The sequence below is a fragment of the Streptomyces diversicolor genome (assembly GCF_057537855.1).
In genome coordinates, this window is the sequence record NZ_BAAJXA010000013.1 from 88,565 (window position 1) to 110,635 (window position 22,071).

The following is a 22,071-nucleotide window of genomic DNA, read 5'->3' on the forward strand; positions in this document are numbered from 1 at the left end:
TCGCTGCGGTGATACGGACCGTACGCTCGCGTGATCCGCCGCACAAGACCCCGTCACCGCCGTCACCGGACCGTGACCAACCGCCTCGGAGCGCTCCCGCCTCAGGCCCGGCGTATCCGCTTCCCGCTCGGTCACGCACCTTCTGGTGCCTAGGCAGCCGAGCCAGTGAGAGCGACGGCGCTCCCGCACATTCAGCGACTGGTGCGCGTGGCGTGTGTCCGGGTGATCCGCCAGAGGTCGGCGAGGCGGGTCAGGCCGGCGGTCAGTTCGTCCGGCTCCTTCCAGAAGGGGATGCGCAGGTGGTCCTGGAAGCCCTCGACCGACGAGAACACCGGGCCCGGCACGATGACGATGCCGTTGCGCCGGGCCGTCTGGGCGAACGCCGTCGTGTCGGTGCCCGGCAGGCGCACCCAGAGGCCGCTGCCGCCCCGCGGTTCGGTCCACGACCATTCCGGCGCGTGCCGGTTGAGGGTGTCGACGGCCGCGCGCAGGCCGCGGAGCAGATGACGGCGACGCAGCGAGCGTGCGTTCGCGAGATCGTCCAGACAGGCCACGGTGACCAGCTGGCTCAGCACGGAGCTGCCGAGGTCCTCGGCGGCCTTCGCCCGGGCCAGGGTGCGCACGGTGGACTGCCCGGCGCGGATCCAGCCGATGCGCAGACCGCCCCAGAACACCTTCGACGCGGAGCCGACGGCGATCCACCGCGCCGATGTCAGTGCCGCACCGATCGGAGTGGGCGGCGCCGGGGTGCTGAGGGTCAGATCCGCCGGTGAGCCGTCCTCGACGAGGATCGCGTCGGAGTCGTCCATGATCTCGGCGATCCGGCGTGCCTTCTCCGGCGAGACCAGACACCCGGTCGGGTTGTGGGCGACGGGGAGCAGATACACCAGCCGGGGCCGCAGCTGCCGTACCAACCGGGCGAGCATGTTCACGTCCGGGCCGTCCGCCTCGACGGGCAGCGGCACCAGCCGGACGTTGCGGGCACGGAACACCTCCAGTGCGCCGCGGTACGTCGGGTCCTCGACGATGACGGTGTCCCCGCGGCTGACCAGGGTGTCCGCGAGGAGCTTCAGGGCCTGCTGCGAGCCGTTGGTGACCAGTACCTCCTCCGGCTCGGTGGGTACGCCGAGGTCCGCGTAGTACGTGCCGAGCGCCGCGCGCAGGCGTCTGAGGCCATGCAGGTCGTATCCGTCCTCGGTCACCAGCTCGGCGAACGCCGATGTGTCGAGCGCCGACCGGGCGTGCTCGACCACGGCCCGCAGGCCGCCGGGGGCGCCACTCGACAGGTCGATGGGCTCGTCGTACCGGGACCCGAAGCTGCTGAACCTGGCGTCACCGGCCGTCTCCCGCCAGTGGTTCAGCGTCACGACGGAGCCGCTTCCGACCCGGCTGCTGATCCGGCCGTCGTCGCGCAGCCTCGTGTACGCCTCGGTGACCGTGCCGCGGCTCACCGAGAGCGCGGCGGCGAGGTCGCGTTCGGAGGGCAGCCGGTCGCCGTCGGCCAGGTCGCCCTGGTCGATGAGGTCCGCGAGGGCGTGGCACAACCGGTCCGGAAGGTGTCCGGAAGTGCTCTCCCAGCCGTCGAGCAGCCGGGCGACACGCGCGGTACGGGGCGGGGACACGCGGCAGCCACCTCCTGTCCTTGGGCCATTCGCGCGGAATTGGCCCTTGAGGGGCCCATCGGCCGACCACAGTATTGGGCCAACCGTTCCGCGCCACAAGCGGAACCGTGCGAGGAGCGTCAGTGTGGCCGTCATGTTGTTCGGGACCTTGGACACCAAGGACCGGGAGTATGCGTTCGTCCGCGACCTCGTCGTCGGGCTCGGGCCGGATGTCGTGCTCGTCGACACCGGCGTGCTGGGGGCGCCGGCCCTCGCGGCCGATGTGTCGGCGGCCGAGGTCGCCGAGGCCGCGGGCACGAGTCTGGAAGCGCTGAGGGCCCGGCGCGACCGCGGACACGCGCTGGCGACGATGGCCGCGGGGACCAGGGCCGTCGCCGAGGACCTGTACACACGTGGCAGGCTCAGCGGCGTGCTCGCCCTCGGTGGCAGCGGCGGCTCCTCGGTCGCCGCCACCGTCATGCGGGCGCTGCCGGTGGGCCTGCCGAAGCTGCTGGTCTCCACGATGGCCGCCGGTGATGTCTCCGCCTACGTCGGCACGAGTGACGTCACCCTCATGTACAGCGTTGTGGACGTCGCCGGTGTCAACTCCATCTCGCGGCAGGTCCTCGCCAACGCGGCGGCCGCGATCGCCGGGATGGCCACCGCGTACGACGCCCGGCGGGCCGCGGGCACGGTGCCGGAGGACAGGCCGCTCGTCGCGGCGACCATGTTCGGTGTCACCACCCCGGCCGTGGACACGGCGCGGCGACGGCTGGAAGAGCTGGGCTATGAGGTGCTGGTGTTCCACGCGACCGGCTCGGGCGGACGCACGATGGAATCACTGGTCGCCGAGGGCCATATCGCCGGCGTGCTCGACCTCACCACGACGGAGATCGCCGACGAGGTCGTCGGCGGTGTGCTGTCCGCCGGACCGGACCGGCTCACCGCCGCGGCCGTGGCCGGTGTGCCGCAGGTGGTCAGCCTCGGAGCGCTCGACATGGTGAACTTCGGTCCACGGAGCACGGTGCCGCAGCGGTTCGCGGACCGCACGCTGCTGGTCCACAACGACGCGGTGACGCTGATGCGGACGAGCGCGGCCGAGGCCGCCGAGATCGGTGGCGTGCTGGGCGGCAAGCTCGCCGCGTCGACCGGTCCCACCGCGTTGTTCGTGCCGCGTGGCGGGTTCTCCGCCGTGGATGCCCCGGGCGGGGCGTTCTGGGACCCGACGGCGGACGCCGCGTGTGCCGGCGCCGCGCTTGAGGCGGTGGCCGGCAGCGCCGTCGAGGTCGTCGACACCGACGGGCACGTCAACGACGCCGTGTTCGCCGCGGCGGCCGCCGACCACCTGCATCAACTCATCCTGAGGAAGCGTCATGGATCGTAATCAGGCACTCGCCGCCTTCCGCGGCCAACTGGAGGCGGGACGGCTCATCATCGGTGCCGGCGCCGGCACCGGCCTGTCCGCCAAGGCAGCCGAGGCGGGCGGTGTGGACCTGCTCATCATCTACAACTCGGGACGCTTCCGGATGGCCGGGCGTGGCTCGCTGGCCGGGCTGCTGCCCTACGGCGACGCCAACGCGATCGTGCTGGAGATGGCCGGCGAAGTGCTGCCCGTCGTCGAACGCACACCCGTGCTCGCCGGCGTCTGCGGCACCGACCCGTTTCGCCGGATGCCGTGGTTCCTCGACCAACTGCGCGCCATCGGGTTCACCGGCGTGCAGAACTTCCCGACCGTGGGGCTCGTCGACGGTGTCTTCCGTGCCAACCTGGAAGAGACCGGCATGGGCTTCGATCTTGAGATCGAGATGATCAGGCTCGCCGCGGAGCGCGAGCTGCTCACCGCGCCGTATGTGTTCGACGCGGCGCAGGCCGCCGCCATGGCGGAGGCCGGCGCCGACATCATCGTCCCGCATCTGGGCCTGACGGCGAAGGGCAGCATCGGCGCCCGGACGACGATCGGCCTCGACGAGGCCGTGGACCGCATCCAGGAGATGCGTGACGCCGCCGTCGCCGTCGCCCCCGACATCCACGTGCTGTGCCACGGCGGGCCGCTCGCCGAACCCGACGACGTGCGCTACATCCTGGAGCGGACCCAGGGCATCGCGGGGTTCTTCGGTGCCTCGTCGATGGAACGGCTGCCCACCGAACGGGCCATCGCCGGCCAGCTCCGCGCGTTCAAGCAGCTTCCCGCGGCCGACTGACCTGCGTCGATACGAACTGGAGACAACCGATGCACCGAAACCCGGACTCGATCCCCACCATGGTCTTCGACTGGGGGTCGATCAAATGGCATGTGACACCGGACGCCGTACCGGGCGCCTCTTCGACACTGGGAGAGGTGGTCATCAACCCGAACAAGGGCCATGACCGGCATGAACACCCCGATGCCGACGAAGTCCTCTATGTGATCGAGGGCGAGGGCAGGCAGACCGTCGGCGACGGTCCGGAATTCCCGGTGCGGGCGGGCGATGCCGTCTGGATCCCCAAGGGCACCCCGCACTCGACGTACAACACCGGCTGGCGTCCGCTGCGCCTCGTGGCGACCTACACACCCGGCGGCGCGGAGAAGGCACTCAGGTCCGTGCCCGACTTCGCCGAGCTGGCCCCGGGACAGGCTCCGACGTGGGCGGTGGCGTCCCGTGGGTGAGTTCAAGCGCCACCAGGGCGGCCACACCCTTCCCGTCGTGGAGCCGGCCGTCTTCCCCGTCCACCGTGGCAAGCGGTTCATCGTGACCGGCGGCACCGGCGGCGTCGGCTCCGCGACCGTCGAACTGCTGCTCAAGCAAGGTGCCGGCGTGGTCATCGCCGACGTGTCCGAGGACGCGGCGGCGAAGCTGGCCGACACACTCGGCGGCAGCGACCGGGGCGTGTACGCGATCGGACTCGACCTGCGGGACGAGGCATCGGTGCGTGCCGCGGTCGACCGGTCCGTGAGTCTGCTCGGCGGTGTGGACGGGCTGGCGAACGTCGCGGGCATGGTGAGGATGGCTCCCGCGCTTGAGCACGTCCGGTCCCTGTGGGACGACCAGTTCGCGGTGAACGTCTTCGGTCCCTTCGAGGTCACACGTCTGGTGGCAGCTCGGATGATCGACCAGGGCACGGGAGGCAGCATCGTCAACGTCGCCTCGGAAGCCGGCAAGAAGGGGCACCCGGACATGGTGGCCTACAACGCCAGCAAGGCCGCGATCATCAACCTAACCCGGGTCACCGCCGAGGAGTGGGCTCCGTACGCCATCAACGTCAACTGTGTGTGCCCCGGTGGTGTCGAAACACGGATGCTCCACCAGGTCGCCGACACCCACGCCCGGCACACGCCCGACGACGCCGACGACATCTTCGCGTTCATGGCCAACGAGCAACTGGGCCGGCACATCGCGCCGATCGAGGTGGCGTCGGTCATCTCCTTCCTGCTGAGCGACCACGTGCAGGCGATCCGCGGCCAGAGCATCAACGTCGACGGTGGCAGCTGCCCGTACTGAGCCGACCCGGGGGAAGCACGCCCACCACCGAGGGACGGGGGCACCGCGGACACTAGTGAGAGAGAGCCGACCATGACCCAGCCGAGCGGATCCGAACACCCGGATCACGTGCCCCATCCCGTGGACGAAAGACCCCCCGCGGGGCGTCTGGTTCTCTACGGGCTGCAACACCTGCTGACCTTCTACGCGGCGATCGTCGTGCTGCCGGCGATCATCGCCGCGGGCATCGGGTTGTCGGCGCGCGACACGGCCGTGCTGCTGAGTGCCGTGGTGTTCACCGGCGGCATCGGCACACTCATCCAGTCGATCGGCTTGTGGAAGGCCGGGATCCGGCTACCGCTCGTGCTCGGGGGGTCCTCTGTCGTGATCGGGCCGGCGATCGCGATCGGCAACGCGCACGGCGGCGGCGTCACCGGTCTGCTGACGATCTACGGAGCTGCCCTACCCGCCGGGCTCGTCATCTTCCTGGCCGCTCCCCTCTATGGACGGCTGCTGCGGTTCTTTCCCCCGCTGGTGACGGGAACCGTCATCACCATGGTCGGGCTCGCGATCCTCCCCATCGGTGTGACGCTGGCCGGCGGCGGTGACGCGTCCGCAGCCACGTTCGGCAGCCCGCGCAACCTGGCCATCGCGGGCGCGACCGTGCTCACCGTCCTCGTCGCCTACCGCGTCACCACCGGGTTGCTCAGGAGCATCGCCATCCTGATCGGCCTGCTCGTCGGCGGTGTGGTCGGTGTCGTCCTCGGCGCCGTCGACTTCAGCGGTGTCGCCGACGCCCGCTGGATCGCCTTCGTCGGACCGTTCCACTTCGGGTGGCCCCGATTCGACGTGTCCGCCGTCGTGTCCATGAGCATCGCCATGATCATCGTGGCGGTCGAGAGCACGGCGAGCTTCTTCGCCGTCGGCGCGATCGTCGGCCGGGCACCTGACCAGCGCGCCGTGACACGAGGCGTGCTCGGCGAGGGCCTGGCGACCATGCTCGGCGGCGCCTTCAGCCCGCTGCCTCCCACCACCTTCAACGGGAACGTCGGGCTGGTGCGGACCAGCAACGTCCGCAGCCGGTTCGTCTGCGCGGTCGCCGGGGTGTTCATGATCGTTCTGAGTTGTCTGCCCAAGGTGGCGGCGGTCGCGGCAGCGCTGCCCAAGGCCGCCGTGGGAGGCGCCCTGCTCGTGCTGTTCGGCACCATCGCGACCGTCGGAATCCAGACCCTGTCCCATGCCGACCTGACCAGTGACCGCAATCTGATCACCGTCGCCGTCAGCCTCGGAGCGGGAACCGTACCCGTCGCGCAGCCGCAGTTCTTCCACGCCTTTCCGCAACAGCTCCAAGTCGTGCTCAAGAGCGGCATCGTCGTCACCGCGCTCGTCGCGATAACGCTGAACATCTTCTTCAACCACCTGGGGTCGAGAGCCGGGCAGACACCGGACGCCCAAGCCCTCGCGGCCGAGTAGCCCGCCACGAGCGGCCCGCGCTCCTGTCCCTCGCCGGGGATGTGCGCGGGCCGCCGCGCGAGCGCTCGGCGGACTGTTTTGCGCAGGCCGGGGCCGCGGAGCACCCTGGAAGGGGGCCGCCGGCCTCCCCGAACAGTCGGTCCGGGACCATCGGGAGCATCGGTCGGACAGTGGACCCCATGCACAACGAATCTGCGGAACCCTTCCGGCAGGGCGACAGCGTCGGCGTGGCGAGGATGTCAGGCGAACTCACTGCCTGGGGGCCTGGCGGACGCCGGTTGCTGGGCCTCGCCCCCGAGGAGACGGTGGGGCGCTCCTTCTTCGAGCTGTTCTGCGAACCCGCGCCGTCGGCGCTCCGCCGGTGCTGGGCGGGGCGCGAGACCTGGAGCGGGGTGGTTCTTCTCCGGCATCGCAAGGGCCATGTGCGGCGGGCGGGCATCCGCGTGCGGCCGTTGTCGGACGGTGCGGGCGACACCATCTGGATCATCGACGCCGCCGGGGCCGCCATGGGCGGCGAAAGGGAAGGTGAACTCGCGCTCCTCAAGCAGTGGGCCATCGACCAGATGCCCTTGCCCGTGACGCTCTGCGACCGCTCGCTCGTCCGTATCGCCGTCAACCCGGCCGTGGCCTCCGGACTGGGCAGAGCCGAATCGGAGCTCGTCGGATTCCGTCTGGGACAGGACGCGCACGGTCCGCTGCCACCGCCACTGAGGGCGGTCGCCGAAGCCGCCGAGCAGGTCCTGCGCACCGGAGAGCCGCTGGCCTTCGAGCCCCACGTCAAGACGCCACGTGACGCCGCTCCGCACGCCTGGCTGAGCTGGGTGTATCCGATCAAGGACCCCGAGGGGCAGGTCCGGGCCGTGGGTCTGGCCGCCGCTGACAGCACGGAGCAGTACCAGGCGCGCCTGCGGCTGAATGTCCTCAACGAGGCGAGCGAACGGATCGGCACCACGCTCGACCTCGTCCGCACCGCCGATGAACTGGCCCAGGTCGCCACCGAGCACTTCGCCGACTTCGTCACCGTCGACATCCTGGACGGTGTGCTCCGCGGGGAGGAGGACGGCGGCGTCGATCCGGGCGAGACGGAGGCGTTCCGGAGAGTCGCGCAACGCTCGGTCCTGCCCGGCTGCCCGGAATCCGGGGTCAAGCCCGGTCAGCTGCACCCTCCCCAGGTCAGCGAGTCGATCGCCCGTGCGCTGAAGGCTGTCCGGCCCGTGCTGGGCCGACCGGACGACCTCGACGCCGACGGACGGTTGCCGGTCACCGTCAGCCGGCGCCTGGCCGAAGAGCACGGCATCCATTCAACCCTGGCGGTGCCGCTGCACGCCCGCGGCGCCATGCTCGGCCTGGCCACCTTCTTCCGGCACAGCACCTCGAATCCGTTCGACGCCGAGGACGTCCGGCTCTTGGGGGAACTGTGCAGTCGTGCCGCGGTGTACATCGACAATGCCCGTCGCTATGCCCGCGAGCGCCTGACGTCCTTGGCCCTGCAACGCACTCTGCTGCCCGAGCGAGTGCCCTTGCGGTCGGCCGCGGCCGTGGACATCGCTTCCCGCTATCTGCCCGCCACCACAGCGATCGGCATCGGGGGCGACTGGTTCGATGTGATTCCGCTGTCGGGCGCGCGGGTGGCCTTGGTGGTGGGCGACGTCGTGGGCCACGGCATCCACGCCTCGGCGACCATGGGACGGCTGTGCACGGCGGTGCGCACACTCGCCGACGCCGATGTGGCCCCCGACGAACTCCTGACCCAGCTCGACGACCTCGTGCTGCGCCTGGACGAACAGGCAGCCGCGAAAGAGACCGCGGTGCCGGGCACAGAGCTGGCGGAGGTGGGCGCGACCTGCCTGTACGCGGTCTACGACCCCGTGTCGGGTCGCTGCGCGATGGCCCGTGCGGGTCACCCCTTGCCGGTGCTCGTGACGCCCGACGGCTCGGTGCGGTTCTTGGAGCCGCCGGCCGGCCCGCCCCTGGGTGTGGGCGGGCTGCCGTTCGAAGTCGCGGAGTTCGAGGCACCGGAAGGCAGCGTGCTCGCCTTCTACACCGATGGTCTGGTGGGGGATGCCCGGGGGGAGCCCGAGGCCGAACTCCGCATGTTCCGGGAGGCGCTCGCCGTCCCCGGGCGTGAACTGGAGACGGCGTGCGACGCACTGCTGAGCCATGTGCCGGCCGTGCGCCGCTCCGATGACGCGGCGCTCCTGCTCGTACGGACCAAGGCCCTCGCCGACGACCAGGTCGCCGTCTGGCAGCTGCCGCAAGACCCCTCCGGCGTGGCCGAGGCCCGCCGAGCGGCGATGGACGTGCTCACGGCCTGGGACTTGCCGGACCAGCAGTTCGTCACCGAACTGGTCATCAGCGAGCTGGTCACCAACGCCATCCGCTACGGGAAACCGCCCGTGCAATTGCGTTTGATCCGCGACACGGTGCTCATCTGCGAGGTGAGCGACACCAGCAGCACCGCACCGCACCTGCGGCGCGCCCGCACGTTCGACGAGGGCGGCCGCGGCCTGCTCATCGTGGCGCAGCTCACCCGGCGCTGGGGAAGTCGTCAGACCCCCACCGGCAAGACCATCTGGGCCGAGATCCCCATCGTGCCGCCGACGCCGCCGCTGCCTCACAAGAACTGATCTGGGCGGTCTCCACGCTCCGCAAGGCCGTCGAGCCGACCGTTCCGCCCGGTGTGCTCAGTGCTCAAGCCCCGTCCTCAGCAGGCGTTCCAGCGGGCCTCGCGCGGCGAGGAGTGCGAGGCCGAGCGCGATGCCGCACACCGCGGTGAGAGCGAAGTAGGAGGCGTTGTCGATCACGGTGAACAGCTGGCCGAGCTGGCCCGACAGGGAGGAACCGAGGGCGAGCGTGAGGAAGTTCAGGCCCACCATCTGGGACGTGAACTTCGCGGGGCCGATCCGCGTGGCCAGGGACAGTCCGATCGGCCCGACGAAGACCTCGGAGGAACCGGCCGCCATCATGAACAGCAGGATGAGGACCAACGGGATCTGGGCGTGACCGGTGGCCTCGGAGATGACGAGCAGGAACAGATAGGCGCAGCCGATCTGGGCCAGTCCGATGGCGACCTTGGTCACCGGACCGGGCTGGCGCTCCCCCAAGGTGTTCCACATCCGGGCGACGAGCGGGATGACGAGGACGAGCGCGAGCGGGCTGACGGTCGTGATCCAGGCGGCCGGGAACGTCCAGCCGCCGATGTGCAGGTCGATGCGTTCGGTGATGAGGATGGATATCGCGGTGAACTTCTGGAACAGGAAGCCGAAGTAGACCCCGGAGGCCAGGAAGAGGGGGAGGTAGCCGAGGACGCGTCGGCGCTCGGCGCCGCTGACGGCCGACGAGGTGGTCAGGGTGAGGAAGTAGGCGGCCGCGGCCACCAGCGCGGCGACGGTGACCACGGTGGACAGGTTCTCCGCCCGCAGCACTCCGGTGGCGACGGCCGCGCCCGCGGCGGCGAGGAAGGCGACGCCCGCCATGGCGACGAGCGGACGGCGGCCCGCGGGCAGCGGGTTGTTGACGGTCCGGGCGCGTTCGGGCAGATGCTTCATCGAGGCGACGTACTGGACGAGGGCGGCGCCCATGCCGACCGCCGCCAGTGCGAACCCGTAGTGGAAGCCGAGTTCGCTCTGGACCAGACCGGTGGTGAGCGGACCGGCCACCGCACCGATGTTGATGGCCATGTAGAAGTAGGAGAAGCCGGCGTCCCGGTGGCGTCCCTCCGGGTTCTGGTCCAGCACGAACCCGACGATCGAGGTGATGTTCGTCTTCAGCGCACCGGTGCCGGCGACGATGCACAGCAGTCCGGCGCCGAGGCCGGCGGGGCCGGGGGCGAAGGCGAGCACGATGTGTCCGGCCGTGATGACGACGGCACCGTAGAGCACCATGTGTTGCGGGCTGACGAGCCGGTCGCCCAGCCAGGCACCGAGGATCTGGCACAGATACACGGTGCCGCCGTAGGCCCCGACGATGCCCGCCGCGACGGACGGGTCCATGGCCAGGCCGCCGTCGGCCAGTGCGTAGAGCAGGTAGAACGAGAGGATGCCCTGAAGGCCGTAGAAGGAGTAGCGCTCCCACATCTCGGTGAGGGCCATGCTCCACAGTCCGCGCCCGAAGGGACGCCCGGACGCCCCCGCCGTCGCCCCGTGTGTGTCGCGGACACCTGCCGCGGTCGCAGGGTGCTGTGTCTTTCTCATGCGCCGAGTCCTTCCCGAACCAGAGGGTTCCGGCCGGCTCGGCCGCGGGCTCCACAACGGCCAGGGGCGGCGTCGGCAGGGTCGCGGCGTGGCGTTCTGTGCCGTCGCGACGCCGCCGCCGGGTCTTCGGCGACCGTATGTCCCATCGTCACCCTCCATCGAGCATCGTCTGCGGTGGCGGAGAGTTCAGCACGGGCCGAAGCGAGGGGTCCAATAGAGGTTTTCACGCTGCCGATAAGCGGTCGTTATCGGCGCGTTCGACAGCTCCGCACGGGTGCGGGTGACCGCTGTCCGTGGGCCGGCGCACCAGCGGCGACTCGGCCACGTCGCCGGGCGGGACGCGCTCCCGGGCCGCCGGCGGATGGTCACCGGGAAGGTTCGGGAAGGTCACGACCGGTGCGATGCCGTCGCGCCCCGTGCCGGTCTCATGGACTGCGGCGATCGGGGCGCGACGGCTGTTCAGTGCGCGGACGTCGCCGCGTCGGCCGCGTGGGCCAGTACGCCGGCGAGTTCGGCGGCCAGTTCGGGGGTGGCGGCGACGACACCGGACCAGCGGCGGGTCAGATCGGTGTCGAAGACGAGCGGGCGCCCGCGGACGTCGAGCACCGCTCCCCCGGCGCGCGGCACCATGACGGCCGCCGCGGCGAGGTCGACCAGGCGGTGGGTGCCGGAGCAGGCGTCGGCGAAGGCGTCGATGGCGCCCTCGGCGACCAGGGCCGCTTCCAGGCAGGTGGTGGACAGGATGCGGACCCGGGCGGCGCGGGAGGCGGCGGCCCACCAGGCGGCGGCCGGGCCGGGTTTGCCGGTGTGCGGGCGCAACATTGACAGCGCGGCGCCGGACAGTGCCGTGCGTCCCGATGTGCGGTACGGCACCGGCTGGTCGCGGTGCGCCCACCAGCTCCGGCCGGTGTCGAGCCAGACCGTGTATGCCTCGGTGAACTGCCCGTCGACGGCGACGGCGGCGGCGAACGCGGTCAGCGGGACACCGGCGGCGCCGTTGGCGGAGCCGTCGAGCGGGTCGATGACCAGGGAGACGGCGCTGCCGTTGTCGATCCAGCCGCTCTCCTCGGACAGCACGTTGACCCGGTACGGGCGCAGCGCGTCGATCACGGCGTCCTCGACGAGCCGGTCGATGTACATGGTGGGGGTGCCGTCGGCGCCGGTGGCCACGGGCTCGGCCAGTGTGGTCCGGTCGTGTGCGGCCCGTGCGTCGTGGTAGGTGTCGAGTGCGGCCCGTGCGGCGGCGAGCAGCGCCGGGTGGGTGCCGGGGTCGGTCGTGGTCATGGTCACCGTCCCGTGGGCTGGAGCAGCCGGGCCACGGACAGGGGTGCGTCGTCGCCGTCCCGGGACTCCTCGGCGAGCAGGGACATCCGTACGGTGGGCCGGCCGCCGTCGGCGGTGACGACGACCAGGTCGGCGCGCAGCCCCGCGACGAGGGCGCCGCGGTCGGCGAGTCCCGCGGTCCGCGCGGCGCCCGAGGTGATGAGCGCCACGGCGGTGTGCAGCGGGACCACGCCGCGTTCGGCCAGTTTCAGGGCGGCGGCCAGCAGGGTGGTGGGCATGTAGTCGCTGGACAGGTTGTCCACCAGCCCTTCGGTGATCAGTGCCTCGGCGCCGACGTTGCCGCTGTGCGAGCCGCCGCGCAGCACGTTGGGCGCGCCGGCGACCACCGGCATCCCGGCGTCCTGTGCGGCGCGGGCCGCCTCGCGGGTGGTGGGGAACTCGGCGACGGCGGCACCCGCCGCCCGTACCTGGGCGAGTTCTTCGGTGCTCTCCACATCGTGGGCGAGCAGCCGGATCCGCCCCGCGCGTGCTTCCTGGCCGAGGTGGGCGAGGGTGCGGGCGCGCTGCGGAAAGCCGTCGACACGCTCCTCGATGCGGTCGCGGATGAACCGGTCGGCGTCCTCGGCCGACAGGCGCTCCTGCTGCTGGACGGTCGCCCGGTACGCCTCCAGGTTCCGGTACTGGCCCTGGCCGGGTGTGTGGTCCTCGTAGGAGACCAGCGGCGGCACGTCGGTGTGCGGCTGCGCCGCGAGGACGCCCTTGAGTGCGGCCAGTGCGTCGGCGTCGCGGGCGTCGAGGCGGTGCAGCACCCGGTGGTCGACCAGGCCGGTGCCGGCCGCGGCGCGTTCCCGTACGGCGGCCGTGAGCGCCAGCGAGCGCTCGACGGTGCGGTCCTTTTCGAGTCTGGTCTGGTAGCTGACCGCGTGGTGCATCGTGGTGACACCGGCGGCGCGGACCCGTCCCTCGAAGCTCCGTACGGCGAAGCCCGCCTCGAACTCCACGGTGGGACGGGGGCGTTGTTCCTTCTCCAGGGCGTCGCTGTGGGTGTCGACGATGCCCGGAAGCAGCAGGGCGCCACCGAGGTCGAGGGCGCCGGCCGGGACCGCGCCCGGGGTGACGGGGGCGACCTCGGTGATCCTGCCGTCCTCGACGGCGACGAGGGCGTCGTCAAGGGTGCGGTCGGGCAGGACGGCCCGGGCGTGGACGAACACATAGCGGCTCATCGGGCCACCTCCAGCGGCAGGTCGGCGTCGTGCAGGATGTCGGCGGGGGCGCCGGTGGCCAGCACCCGGCCGGCGCCGAGCACCACCACGCGGGTGGCGAGGCGTTCGATGGCGTCGAGGTCGTGGAAGACGGACAGCACGGCGGTGCCGGTCTCCTCCAGGCGGGCGATCAGGTCCAGGACCGCGGCGCGGTTGGCCGGGTCGAGGGCGGAGACCGGCTCGTCCAGCAGCAGCAGCCGGGGCGGGGCGATGGTGCCGGCGGCGATGTTGACGCGCTGCTTCTGCCCGCCGGACAGGACGGTGGCGTGCATGTCCCACAGGTGCTCGGCGATGGCGACCTGGCGCAGCGCCGCGGCGGCGGCCTCCCGGGCGTCGGTGCGGTCCATGCCGCGTGCGACGCCGGCCGAGGCGACGATGGACATCACGGAGCGGCGCGGCTGGGGCCGCAGGAACTGGGAGACGTACCCGATCTCCTGGCCGCGCAGATCGGCGGCTTCGGCGTCGGGCAGCGCGGCCACGTCGAGGAGTTCACCGCCCGCCGTCCGGAACCAGATGCGGCCCGAGCCGGACAGGTAGGTGCGGTAGACGCAGCGCAGCAGGGTGGACTTGCCGGCGCCCGAGGTGCCGGCCAGGGCGACGTGCTCGCCGGGCCTGACGTCGAGGTCGACGCCGTGCAGGGCGTCGACGGTGCGGCCGTCGATGGTGTGCAGGGTGAAGTCCTTGCGCAGTGCGCGCACGGACAGGACGGTGTCGCCGGGCACGTCCGCGGGGGCGGCGGGCCGGGTCGGGGTCATGACGGGGGTTGTCATCGTGGTCATCCTCGGGCCGCCGCGACGAGTTGCTGGCTGTAGGGGTGCTGGGGGTCTTCCAGAAGCTGGTCGGTGAGGCCGTTCTCGACCACCCGGCCGTGCTTCATGACCAGGACCCGGCGGGTGAGCATGTCGATGACGCCGAAGTCGTGCGAGACGACGACGGCGGCCACCCCGGTCTCCTCCAGCAGCCCGCGCAGCAGATCGAGCACACCCGCCGCGACCGACGCGTCGAGCCCGGTGGTGGGCTCGTCCAGGAGCAGCACCGGCGGGTCGTTGGCGAGGGCCTTGGCGATCTGCACGCGCTGGCGCATGCCGCCGGAGAAGGTGCGGACCAGGTCGTCCATGCGGCTGAGCGGGACCTCCACCCGGTCCAGCAGTTCGGCCGCACGCCCACGGATGTCGCCGTAGGAGCGCCAGCCGACCGCGGTCAGCGGATCGGCGATGTTGCCGCCCGCTGACACATCCAGGTTCAGGCCCGCGGCCGGGTCCTGGTAGACGGCGGCGATGTCCTTCAGCCGGAGCCGGCGCCGGGCCGGGGGCTGGAGGTCGCACAGGTTGACGGTGCCGTCGGCGACGGAACGCAGGGCGATGGCGCCGGCGGTGGCGGCCTCGTCGCCGGCGATGCAGCGCATCACGGTGGACTTGCCGGACCCGGACTCGCCGATGATGCCGAGGGCTTCACCGGGTGCCACGTCGAAGGAGACGTCCCAGGCGGCCACGACCGCGCCGGTCGCGGGTGAGACAGCGGTGCCGTGCTCCGGTCCGGTGCCGGGCAGGGAGGCGGGCGACGGGTCTCCGTAGATGCGGCCGAGGCCGGTCACCTTCAGCGCCCAGGGACGCGGCTGCGGGGTGTGCGTGCTCATGCGGTCTTTTCCTGTTCTCGGGTGGTGCTCCGCAGTACCGCGCGGGCCAGATCGGCGGGCCGCCCGGCGACGTCGGCGGGGGCGTCGCCGCTACGGCGCCGGAGGCAGAAGTCGGTGTCCGAGCACACCCAGGTGCTGAATGTGCCGTCCTCGCCCGGCTCCGGGGCGAGGTAGGTGTCGTCGGAGCCGCAGAACTTGCAGGCGGCGCCGGGGGTGTACTCGACCTCGAAGGACCGGTCGTCGAAGGTGAGGGGTACGACCCGGGTGTGCGGCGGGACGGCGAACAGCCGCTTCTCACGGCCCGCCGAGAGGACGGTGATCGCCTCGGAGTGGTTCATCTTGGGCACGTCCCAGCGCGGGATCGGGCTCGGCGTCATCACATACCGGCCCCCGACGAGCACGGGGTAGCCGGCCGCCGCGGTGATCAGGCCGTTGTGGACGATGTCCTCGTAGAGCCGGACCCACATCTTGGCGTAGTCCGCCTCGGCGTGCATGCGGCGCTGCTCGTCCATCTCGCGCACGATGCCGGCCAGCGGCTCGGGGACGGGCACCTGCAGGACCAGTATCTGTCCGTCGGTGAGGGGCTGTTCGGGGATGCGGTGCCGGGACTGGATGATGTCGGCGGCGCGGGTGTCGGTCTCCTCCTCACAGCCCGTGTGCTCGGTGATCAGGCGGCGCAAGTTGGAGGCGTTGACGCCGGCGTCCTCGCCCTGGTCGATGACCTTCAGCCGGGAGTCCTCGCCGACCAGGGCGAGGGTGGCCTGCAGACCACCGGAGCCCCAGCCACGGGCGACGGGCATCTCCCGTGATCCGTAGGGGACTTGGTAGCCGGGGATGGCGATGCCGCTGAGGATGGCGCGGCGGAGTTCGCGTTTGGACAGTTCGTCGAAGACGCCGGGGCGGGGGTCAGGCCCGGCGAGGGCTCCGGTGCGGGAGGCGCCGGTGCCGGTGGGGGTCAGGGGCAGAGTGGTCATGCGGTGTCTCCGGATGAGTTGGCGTCCTTGCGGGCGGCCTCGGCGCGTTCCAGCACCGAGCGGTACTCCACGTGGTGCGGCAGCTTGAGGTGGTGCACATAGCCGGTGGAGTCCAGGCCGTCGAGGGTGAGCAGGACGTCGTACTGGAGGTCGGTGGCGCTCTCGTGGTGGGCCAGCAGCAGGTCGAACCCGGCCATGGCGATGGCCTTGCGTTCGTTGTGGCCGAAGCACATGCCGTAGCCGACATTGAGGAACTCGGGCAGTTCACCGGCGCGGGGCAGGCTGTGGAAGGTCTGGACCTCGCTGACCCGTACCTCCGCGACCGCGACCGGGCGGCCGGTGTGCGGGTGTGTCACTCGGACGGGCAGGGCACCGTGGCGCAGTTCGCCGGGGGTCTCGTGATCCTCCGGGCGCCAGTCGGAGCCGTACCACAGGTGCAGCAGCGATCCGGTGTCGGCGCGTGCCATGGTCTGCAGCCACGCCGACCGCGGGACGCCGGGCCGGACCGGACGCCGGGTGATGTCGTACGGATCGGGGTCGTCGGGGTTCTCGGGGAGCGGGGCGACCAGGCCCATCTCGCGGAAGACGCCGAGGACATGGCCGGGGGCGCGCTCCACGGTCGCGGGGTCGGACTGGTCCGCGCCGGGGTCCCACCCCGGGTCGGGTGCAGTGTGCGGGTGCTCGTGGTGGTGGGCGTGGCCGTGGTGATCGTGGCCGTGGCCGTGGTGGTCGTGCTCGTGGTGGTCATGCTCGTCACCGGCCGGGACAAGGGAATCGTCGGCGACGCGGCCCCGTCCCTCGTCCTCGGGGAGCAGGTCGAGCAGGCGGCCGGCGTAGTCCAGGGTGCGGCCGAGGACCTGGCCGCCGGGCGGGTTGCGGAAGGCGGAGCTGATCCGGCGCACCACCCTCAGTTCCGAGGTGGGCACCGGTTCCGTCACCGCCAGGCGGGGCAGCGCGGCGCGGTGGGCACGCAGCAGATGCGCGGCCTCCACCGGGTCGCCCTCCGCCTGGCGCAGGGCACGGGCCGCCAGCTCGGGAGCCCACAGGCCGCCCTCGCCCATCGCCCGGTCCACGGCTAGGTCGAGACGCTCGGTGAGCTGGTCCAGTTCCAGCCACGCCGGGCCCTCGGCTTCGGGGACCGAAGTGGCGGCGGATGCAGTCGTGTTCACGATCGCTCCCCCGCTGCTGCCGCCCGTACCGCGCGGACCCGGTCGAGGGTCGAGCGGAAGTCCACGTAGTGCGGGAGTTTGAGGTGTTCGAGGAAGCCGGATGCCTCGGGGCCGTCCAGGGCGATCAGCACTTTCTGCTCCAGTCGGTCGGCGGCACCGTCGCGGTGCACCAGCAGGTCCAGGCCCGCCATGGCGAGCGCCTTGGCCTCGTTGTCGCCGAGGCACAGTCCGTAGCCGATGTCGAAGCGGCTGCCGTCCGGCCGGGGCCGGTCGGTGGAACGGACCGTGCGTGCCTCGGTCACCCGGACGCCCGCGACCGTCACCGGGGCGCCGGTGAAGGGGTGCTCGACCCGCAACGGCAGGTGGCCGCGGCGCAGTTCGAGGGGGATCTCCGGCTGGTCGTGGTGCGGGGCGCGGGTGACCGTGTACCACAGGTGGGTCAGCGAGCCCGTCTCGGCGCGGGCCAGGGAGGTCAGCCGGGCCGAGCGCGGGGCGCCGGGGCGTGCGGGCGCCCGGGTGATGTCGAACGGGTCGGGGTCGGTGGGGTCACGGCGGTCCGCCAGCAGCCCGGCGGGCGGGATCGCGGCGGCCGGCACCGTCGGGTCCGGTGCGGTGACCGGCGACCCGGCGGTGGCGGGCCTGCGCGGTGGCGGCGCGGTGGCGCGTGCCGTGTCCTCGTCGGTGAGGTCGAGGATCCGGGGCGTGTAGTCGTCGGTGGCGCCGAGGACCTGGCCGCCCGGCGGATTGCGGTGGGCGGGGGCGATCCGGCGCACCGGACGCAGCGTGTCCGTGCGGACGGGCGCCCCATAGGCGAGGCGGGGCAGGGTCGAACGGTGGGCGCGCAGCAGTTGCGCGGCTTCCAGCAGGTCTCCGCGTGACTGCCGGATCGCGCGTGCCGCGCGGTCCGGGGCCCACAGTCCCGCCTCGCCCATCACCCGGTCCACGGCCCGTCCCAGCCGTGCGGTGATCTGGTCCAGTTCCAGCCATCGGCTTGATCCGCCGAACCGGTCCCGGCGGATGAGGTGTTCGGCGGCGGCGATGGCCTCCTGGCCGCCGCGTACTCCGGCGTAGCCCATCTCAGTCCTCCTCCGGGCGCCGTATCCGGGTGGTACGGGGCAGTCCGGCCACGGAGCCGTCGGCGGCGGCGAGGAAGAGGTCGACGCCGCAGGGGAAGGCCGCGTTGGCGGCGGCGAGCGCCGCGACGGTGTCCGCGGTGAGCCCGCGCACGGCGAGGCGCCGCTCGGTGCCGTCCGGCACACCCGGGCCGGTCAGCAGGAGTTCCGTGTCCTGCGGGCTCGTGTCGCCGAGCGCGTCCACCTGGGCGAAGACGCGGGCTCCGGTCTCCGGGTCGAGCGGGGTGCCCGGGTTCAGGGCGGCGATGTCATCGGGGGTGAGCGGGCGCAGCGCGATCACGCATCGGGCGTCGGGCAGGTCCGCGCGCGGGGCGCCGGTCGCGGCGTACACCGCCTTGGCCCATGCGGCGGAGTCCGGGTCGGGACCGGTCAGCACATGCACCGGGACCTCGACGTCGATCAGTCCGCAGGCGGCGACGGCGGCGGCCGGCGCCGTGTCCGGGACGGTGAGCCGGCGGATGCGGCCGGGCCGGGCGAGGACGTCGAGCAGCGCGGTGAAGTCGCGCTGGGACTGCTGGGGTGCGCGGCGCAGGGCGCGGACGCGCCGCGCGTCGGGGGCGGCGAGGGGTGCGCGGTGGGCGGGGGCCGGGGCGGTGCCGGCCGCTCGGTCGGTCACGTCAGCTCCTCGAAGACGACGGTGGTGGTGGTGACGTCGGCCCACTCGGCGGCGTCCTGTGCGGCCCGCCGCTCGGCCACGGCGGCGCACAGGGCGTCGATCTCGGCGGTGGCGGGGTCGCCCGCCGCGGCGAGGGCGTCGAGGACCGCTCCGGCGAGGGCGGCGATCCGGTCGTCGCCGGGCCGCATGCACCAGCCGGGCACGCCGGCGACATCGACCGAGCACTCGGTGACCAGGACTTCACCGAGGTAGAAGCGGGTCTCCTCGACGGGTTCGCGTACCTGGAGGACCGTCATGCCGGTCTCCGGGCCCTTCAGGACGGTCGGTTCGGGAATGCTGCCGTCGGCCAGGAGCCGTTCGGCGAGCGGGACGATCTCCTCGTGCGCGGCGGCCGCGAGCAGTTCGCAGCGCCGTTCACGAGTCTGTGTCGAAGACACGTGTGCTCCTTGATTTCCTTGCGGGATCGGCCGCGGGTGCGGGCTTTCGCCCGCGGTCGCGGTCGTGGGTTCGTTGCGGGTTGCGGCCGGGCCCGCGGGGTGTGGGTTCCGGGGCCGGGGCGGCCGGTCAGTCGCGGTCGTCGAGTTCGACGACGATGCGCAGGCCGTCGGGGCGTGACCAGGACTCGCTGCACATCAGGGGGGCTCCGGTGCGGGAGTCCCGGCTCATGCTCTCCAGCAGCCACACCGGCCGGCTGTGCTCGGCCTCCAGTTCCGCGGCCACCGCGGGCGGGGCCGGCACGCTGCTGACCCGGCACCAGGCGCGCACCGGCACCACACCGCACATCTGCCGCAGAATCACATCGAGGGATTCCACGGCGCGCACCGCCGAGCTGAGATCGGGCAGCAGGTCCACCGGAACCCACGCCTGGTTCCAGCCGCTGACCAGGCCGTTGAGGTAGGTCTGCGAGACGAGCAGATGGGCGGGGCTGCCCTCGCCGCGCTGCAGCCGCTCGGCGTGCTCGGCGCCGAGGCCGACGCGGCGTACGTCCCGCACGATGCGGCGATGCGTACCGCCCGCGTCCTCCACGGTCCGGCTTCCCGACGGGGGCTGGCGCCGCGACAGCAGATAGTCGATGGGTCGGTTGACGAAGGTGCCGGCACCGCGGACCCGCCGCACCAGCAGGCGGCCCTCCAGTTCCTGGAGGGCGGCGCGGGCCGCGGCACGGCTGACCGCGAAGCGCGCGGCGATCTCGTGTTCGCTGGAGACACGTGTGCCGGCGGGCTGGTCGGCGATCTCGGCCGCGAGTACGGCGGCTATTTCTGCGTACCTGCTCTTCTTGGCCACGCCTTCGACTCTGGACCCCGCCGCTGTCCGTACAAGTGTCCCCACACCATCGGTCGCCTGCGCGCAAGTGAACAACAGGAACACTTGTTGCGCCTTTCCGGCCGCGCCCCGGCAGAGGGGCGGTGGGTCCGGGACGAACGTCGAACGGCCCGCTCCGTCCGAGACAGAGCGGGCCGTTCGTCGGCACGTCAAGGCGCCTCCAGGCGCCTCCAGGCATGGCGTCAGGCGTACACCTTCCGCACCCAGACCGCGATGCCCTCCACCAGGAGGACGACGGCGAGGACCATCAGCACCACGGTGGTCACCACGCCGAAGTCCAGCACCCGGGCGGCGTTGAGCAGGTCGTAGCCGATGCCGCCGGCGCCGACGATGCCGAGCAGCGTGGCCGAGCGGATGTTGACATCGAGCTGGTACAGCAGGTGTCCCAGCAGAGCGGGCCAGGCGCGCGGCAGGATCGCGCCGAAGAAGACCTGGTGCCGCCGGGCCCCGGTGGCCAGCAGGGCCCGGACGGGTCCTGGTTCCACTTCCTCCAGGGAGTCGGCCACCAGCTTGCCGAGCAGCCCGATGGAGCCGATGCCCAGGGCCAGCGCTCCGGCCACCGGGCCGAGGCCGGTGACCACGACGAAGACGATGGCCAGGATGAGTTCGGGAACGCCCCGCACACACAGGATCACGGTTCTGAAGAACCGTGCCGCGCGCGGCGACCCGACCACGTTTCCGGCGGCCAGCACGCCCAGCAGTACGGCGGGCACCAGGCCGATCAGCGTGCCGGCGAGCGAGATCTGCAGCGTCGTCCACAGGTCTGCGGCCAGTGTTTCGCCCATCGCGCCCGTGCTGGGCGGCAGGAAGTCGCCGACGGTGGGCAGGAAGGAGCCGGCCGCGCTGGTCAAGGACTGCCAGGAGACACCGGAGCGCACGGCGGAGGCGACGACGAGCGCCGCCGTCAGGGCCCACCAGACCGTGCGGCGCACGCGTGCCGCGTTCCACGGCGGGCTGGTCCGCGGGCCGGCGGCGATCGTGCCGGTGTTCTCCGCGGCAACGCCCCGGGGCGGGGCCGCACCAGCCGTCGACGAGGCCGTCGCGGTGGGCTTCGGCGCCGCGGGCCGGCGCCGTCGCCGGTGCCGGGAGCGGGCGGTCACCTCGGGCAGCAGGGTGCGCCGGATGGCCCCGGAGACGGCCTCGAAGGCGAGGCAGGCCAGCAGCACCACGAGGGCGAGTGCCATGGCGCGCCGGTAGTCGAGCCGTGCGACGGCGTTGGCGAGGCTGTAGCCGATGCCGCCGACGCCGACGAAGCCGAGCACCACCGAGACACGCAGGTTGATGTCGAGGCGGTGCAGTGCGGTGGCGACCAGGGAGGGCAGCACCTGGGGAAGTACGGCACCGGTGATCTGCTGGAGCCGGCCGGCGCCCACCGCCTTGAGCGCGGTGCGCGGTCCCTCGTCGATCTGCTCGACGGCGTCCGCGGTGAGCTTTCCGACCATGCCGACGGAGTGCACGCCGAGGGCCACCACGCCGGTCATGCCGCCCAGGCCGAACACCCGGAAGGCGGCGATGGCGAAGACGACCTCGGGCACGGCGCGGCACAGCACGATGACGGCACGCGCCACCGCACGGCAGGGCGTGTTGAGGGTGGTGTTGCGGGCGGCGAGCAGAGCCACCGGCACGCTCAGGGCGACCGAGAGGACCGTGGCCGTGATGACGACGGCGAGGGTCTGCCAGAGCAGCCCGAACAGCTCCGGTACGGACGGGAAGTCCAGCGGGAGCATCCGGCCGGTGAAATCGGCGGCGTTGCCGGCGCTGTCGACGAGAGTGGCGATGTTCAGACGCAGGCTGATGAAGGCCCAGACGCCGCCGCCCAGGCAGATCAGCAGGGCGATCGCGGCGGCCGGTCCCGCGCCGCCCGGGCGGGTCAGGGTCCGCCGGGCGGCGGGGCCGCCCGAGTCGGCCGCGGGGGCGAGCGGGGGGCGCTGATCGACGGCTGACATGCC

The 22,071-nt window shown here is 72.2% G+C and carries 19 protein-coding genes; 6 read left to right on the forward strand and 13 right to left on the reverse strand.

All coding sequences use genetic code 11. The features are described from left to right. Nucleotides 1–191 precede the first annotated feature (191 nt). Nucleotides 192–1,622 carry an aminotransferase-like domain-containing protein gene (locus AC27LF_RS17450; protein ID WP_479659868.1) on the reverse strand — a complete coding sequence of 477 codons (1,431 nt, stop codon included), beginning with the start codon at nucleotides 1,620–1,622 and terminating at the stop codon, nucleotides 192–194. 133 nt (nucleotides 1,623–1,755) lie between these two features. Between AC27LF_RS17450 and AC27LF_RS17455 the strand changes: the two genes are divergently transcribed. From AC27LF_RS17455 to AC27LF_RS17480, 6 genes are all read left to right on the forward strand, one after another. Further along, entirely contained in the window at nucleotides 1,756–2,985 is a 1,230-nt protein-coding gene (locus AC27LF_RS17455) for a Tm-1-like ATP-binding domain-containing protein (protein ID WP_479659931.1), read from the forward strand. Then, entirely contained in the window at nucleotides 2,975–3,802 is an 828-nt protein-coding gene (locus tag AC27LF_RS17460) for a phosphoenolpyruvate hydrolase family protein (RefSeq protein ID WP_479659867.1), read from the forward strand. The genes AC27LF_RS17455 and AC27LF_RS17460 overlap by 11 nt, the downstream gene beginning before the upstream one ends. 29 nt (nucleotides 3,803–3,831) lie before the next feature. Next, a complete protein-coding gene (locus tag AC27LF_RS17465) occupies nucleotides 3,832–4,248 on the forward strand; it encodes a cupin domain-containing protein (RefSeq protein ID WP_479659866.1) in 417 nt (138 codons plus the stop codon). Further along, nucleotides 4,241–5,080 carry an SDR family NAD(P)-dependent oxidoreductase gene (locus AC27LF_RS17470; protein WP_479659865.1) on the forward strand — a complete coding sequence of 280 codons (840 nt, stop codon included), beginning with the start codon at nucleotides 4,241–4,243 and terminating at the stop codon, nucleotides 5,078–5,080. The genes AC27LF_RS17465 and AC27LF_RS17470 overlap by 8 nt, the downstream gene beginning before the upstream one ends. 72 nt (nucleotides 5,081–5,152) lie before the next feature. Continuing rightward, nucleotides 5,153–6,532, forward strand: coding sequence for a nucleobase:cation symporter-2 family protein (locus tag AC27LF_RS17475; RefSeq protein ID WP_479659864.1), 1,380 nt, complete (start codon nucleotides 5,153–5,155; stop codon nucleotides 6,530–6,532). Between the two features lie 179 nt (nucleotides 6,533–6,711). Then, the gene (locus AC27LF_RS17480) at nucleotides 6,712–9,159 is read left to right on the forward strand and encodes an ATP-binding SpoIIE family protein phosphatase (protein ID WP_479659863.1); all 2,448 of its coding nucleotides are present in this window, start codon (nucleotides 6,712–6,714) and stop codon (nucleotides 9,157–9,159) included. Nucleotides 9,160–9,216: 57 nt separating this feature from the next. On the opposite strand, the gene AC27LF_RS17485 is transcribed toward AC27LF_RS17480, so the two are convergent. From AC27LF_RS17485 to phnE, 12 genes are all read right to left on the reverse strand, one after another. Continuing rightward, entirely contained in the window at nucleotides 9,217–10,725 is a 1,509-nt protein-coding gene (locus tag AC27LF_RS17485; RefSeq protein ID WP_479659862.1) for a peptide MFS transporter, read from the reverse strand. 459 nt (nucleotides 10,726–11,184) lie between these two features. Further along, complete coding sequence (locus AC27LF_RS17490; RefSeq protein WP_479659861.1) at nucleotides 11,185–12,009, reverse strand: inositol monophosphatase family protein; 825 nt, start codon at nucleotides 12,007–12,009, stop codon at nucleotides 11,185–11,187. 2 nt (nucleotides 12,010–12,011) lie between these two features. Beyond that, nucleotides 12,012–13,232 (reverse strand): alpha-D-ribose 1-methylphosphonate 5-triphosphate diphosphatase, encoded by a 1,221-nt coding sequence (locus tag AC27LF_RS17495; RefSeq protein WP_479659860.1) that lies wholly within the window; start codon nucleotides 13,230–13,232, stop codon nucleotides 12,012–12,014. Continuing rightward, nucleotides 13,229–14,041 carry an ATP-binding cassette domain-containing protein gene (locus AC27LF_RS17500; protein WP_479659859.1) on the reverse strand — a complete coding sequence of 271 codons (813 nt, stop codon included), beginning with the start codon at nucleotides 14,039–14,041 and terminating at the stop codon, nucleotides 13,229–13,231. The genes AC27LF_RS17495 and AC27LF_RS17500 overlap by 4 nt, the downstream gene beginning before the upstream one ends. Before the next feature lie 5 nt (nucleotides 14,042–14,046). Next, nucleotides 14,047–14,907, reverse strand: a complete 861-nt coding sequence (locus AC27LF_RS17505; protein WP_479659858.1) for an ATP-binding cassette domain-containing protein — start codon at nucleotides 14,905–14,907, stop codon at nucleotides 14,047–14,049. Beyond that, nucleotides 14,904–15,881 (reverse strand): alpha-D-ribose 1-methylphosphonate 5-phosphate C-P-lyase PhnJ, encoded by a 978-nt coding sequence (locus AC27LF_RS17510; protein WP_479659857.1) that lies wholly within the window; start codon nucleotides 15,879–15,881, stop codon nucleotides 14,904–14,906. Before AC27LF_RS17510 ends, AC27LF_RS17505 begins: the two co-directional genes overlap by 4 nt. Next, nucleotides 15,878–17,050 carry a carbon-phosphorus lyase complex subunit PhnI gene (locus AC27LF_RS17515; protein WP_479659856.1) on the reverse strand — a complete coding sequence of 391 codons (1,173 nt, stop codon included), beginning with the start codon at nucleotides 17,048–17,050 and terminating at the stop codon, nucleotides 15,878–15,880. Before AC27LF_RS17515 ends, AC27LF_RS17510 begins: the two co-directional genes overlap by 4 nt. After that, nucleotides 17,047–18,126 carry a carbon-phosphorus lyase complex subunit PhnI gene (locus AC27LF_RS17520; protein WP_479659855.1) on the reverse strand — a complete coding sequence of 360 codons (1,080 nt, stop codon included), beginning with the start codon at nucleotides 18,124–18,126 and terminating at the stop codon, nucleotides 17,047–17,049. Before AC27LF_RS17520 ends, AC27LF_RS17515 begins: the two co-directional genes overlap by 4 nt. 1 nt (nucleotide 18,127) lies before the next feature. Next, entirely contained in the window at nucleotides 18,128–18,799 is a 672-nt protein-coding gene (gene phnH, locus AC27LF_RS17525) for a phosphonate C-P lyase system protein PhnH (RefSeq protein ID WP_479659854.1), read from the reverse strand. Beyond that, nucleotides 18,796–19,236 carry a phosphonate C-P lyase system protein PhnG gene (gene phnG / locus AC27LF_RS17530; RefSeq protein ID WP_479659853.1) on the reverse strand — a complete coding sequence of 147 codons (441 nt, stop codon included), beginning with the start codon at nucleotides 19,234–19,236 and terminating at the stop codon, nucleotides 18,796–18,798. Before phnG ends, phnH begins: the two co-directional genes overlap by 4 nt. A gap of 127 nt (nucleotides 19,237–19,363) precedes the next feature. Then, nucleotides 19,364–20,083: a GntR family transcriptional regulator gene (locus AC27LF_RS17535; RefSeq protein ID WP_479659852.1), complete on the reverse strand. Its 720-nt coding sequence runs from the start codon at nucleotides 20,081–20,083 to the stop codon at nucleotides 19,364–19,366. A gap of 221 nt (nucleotides 20,084–20,304) precedes the next feature. Next, nucleotides 20,305–22,068, reverse strand: coding sequence for a phosphonate ABC transporter, permease protein PhnE (gene phnE / locus AC27LF_RS17540; RefSeq protein ID WP_479659851.1), 1,764 nt, complete (start codon nucleotides 22,066–22,068; stop codon nucleotides 20,305–20,307). Nucleotides 22,069–22,071: the final 3 nt, after the last annotated feature.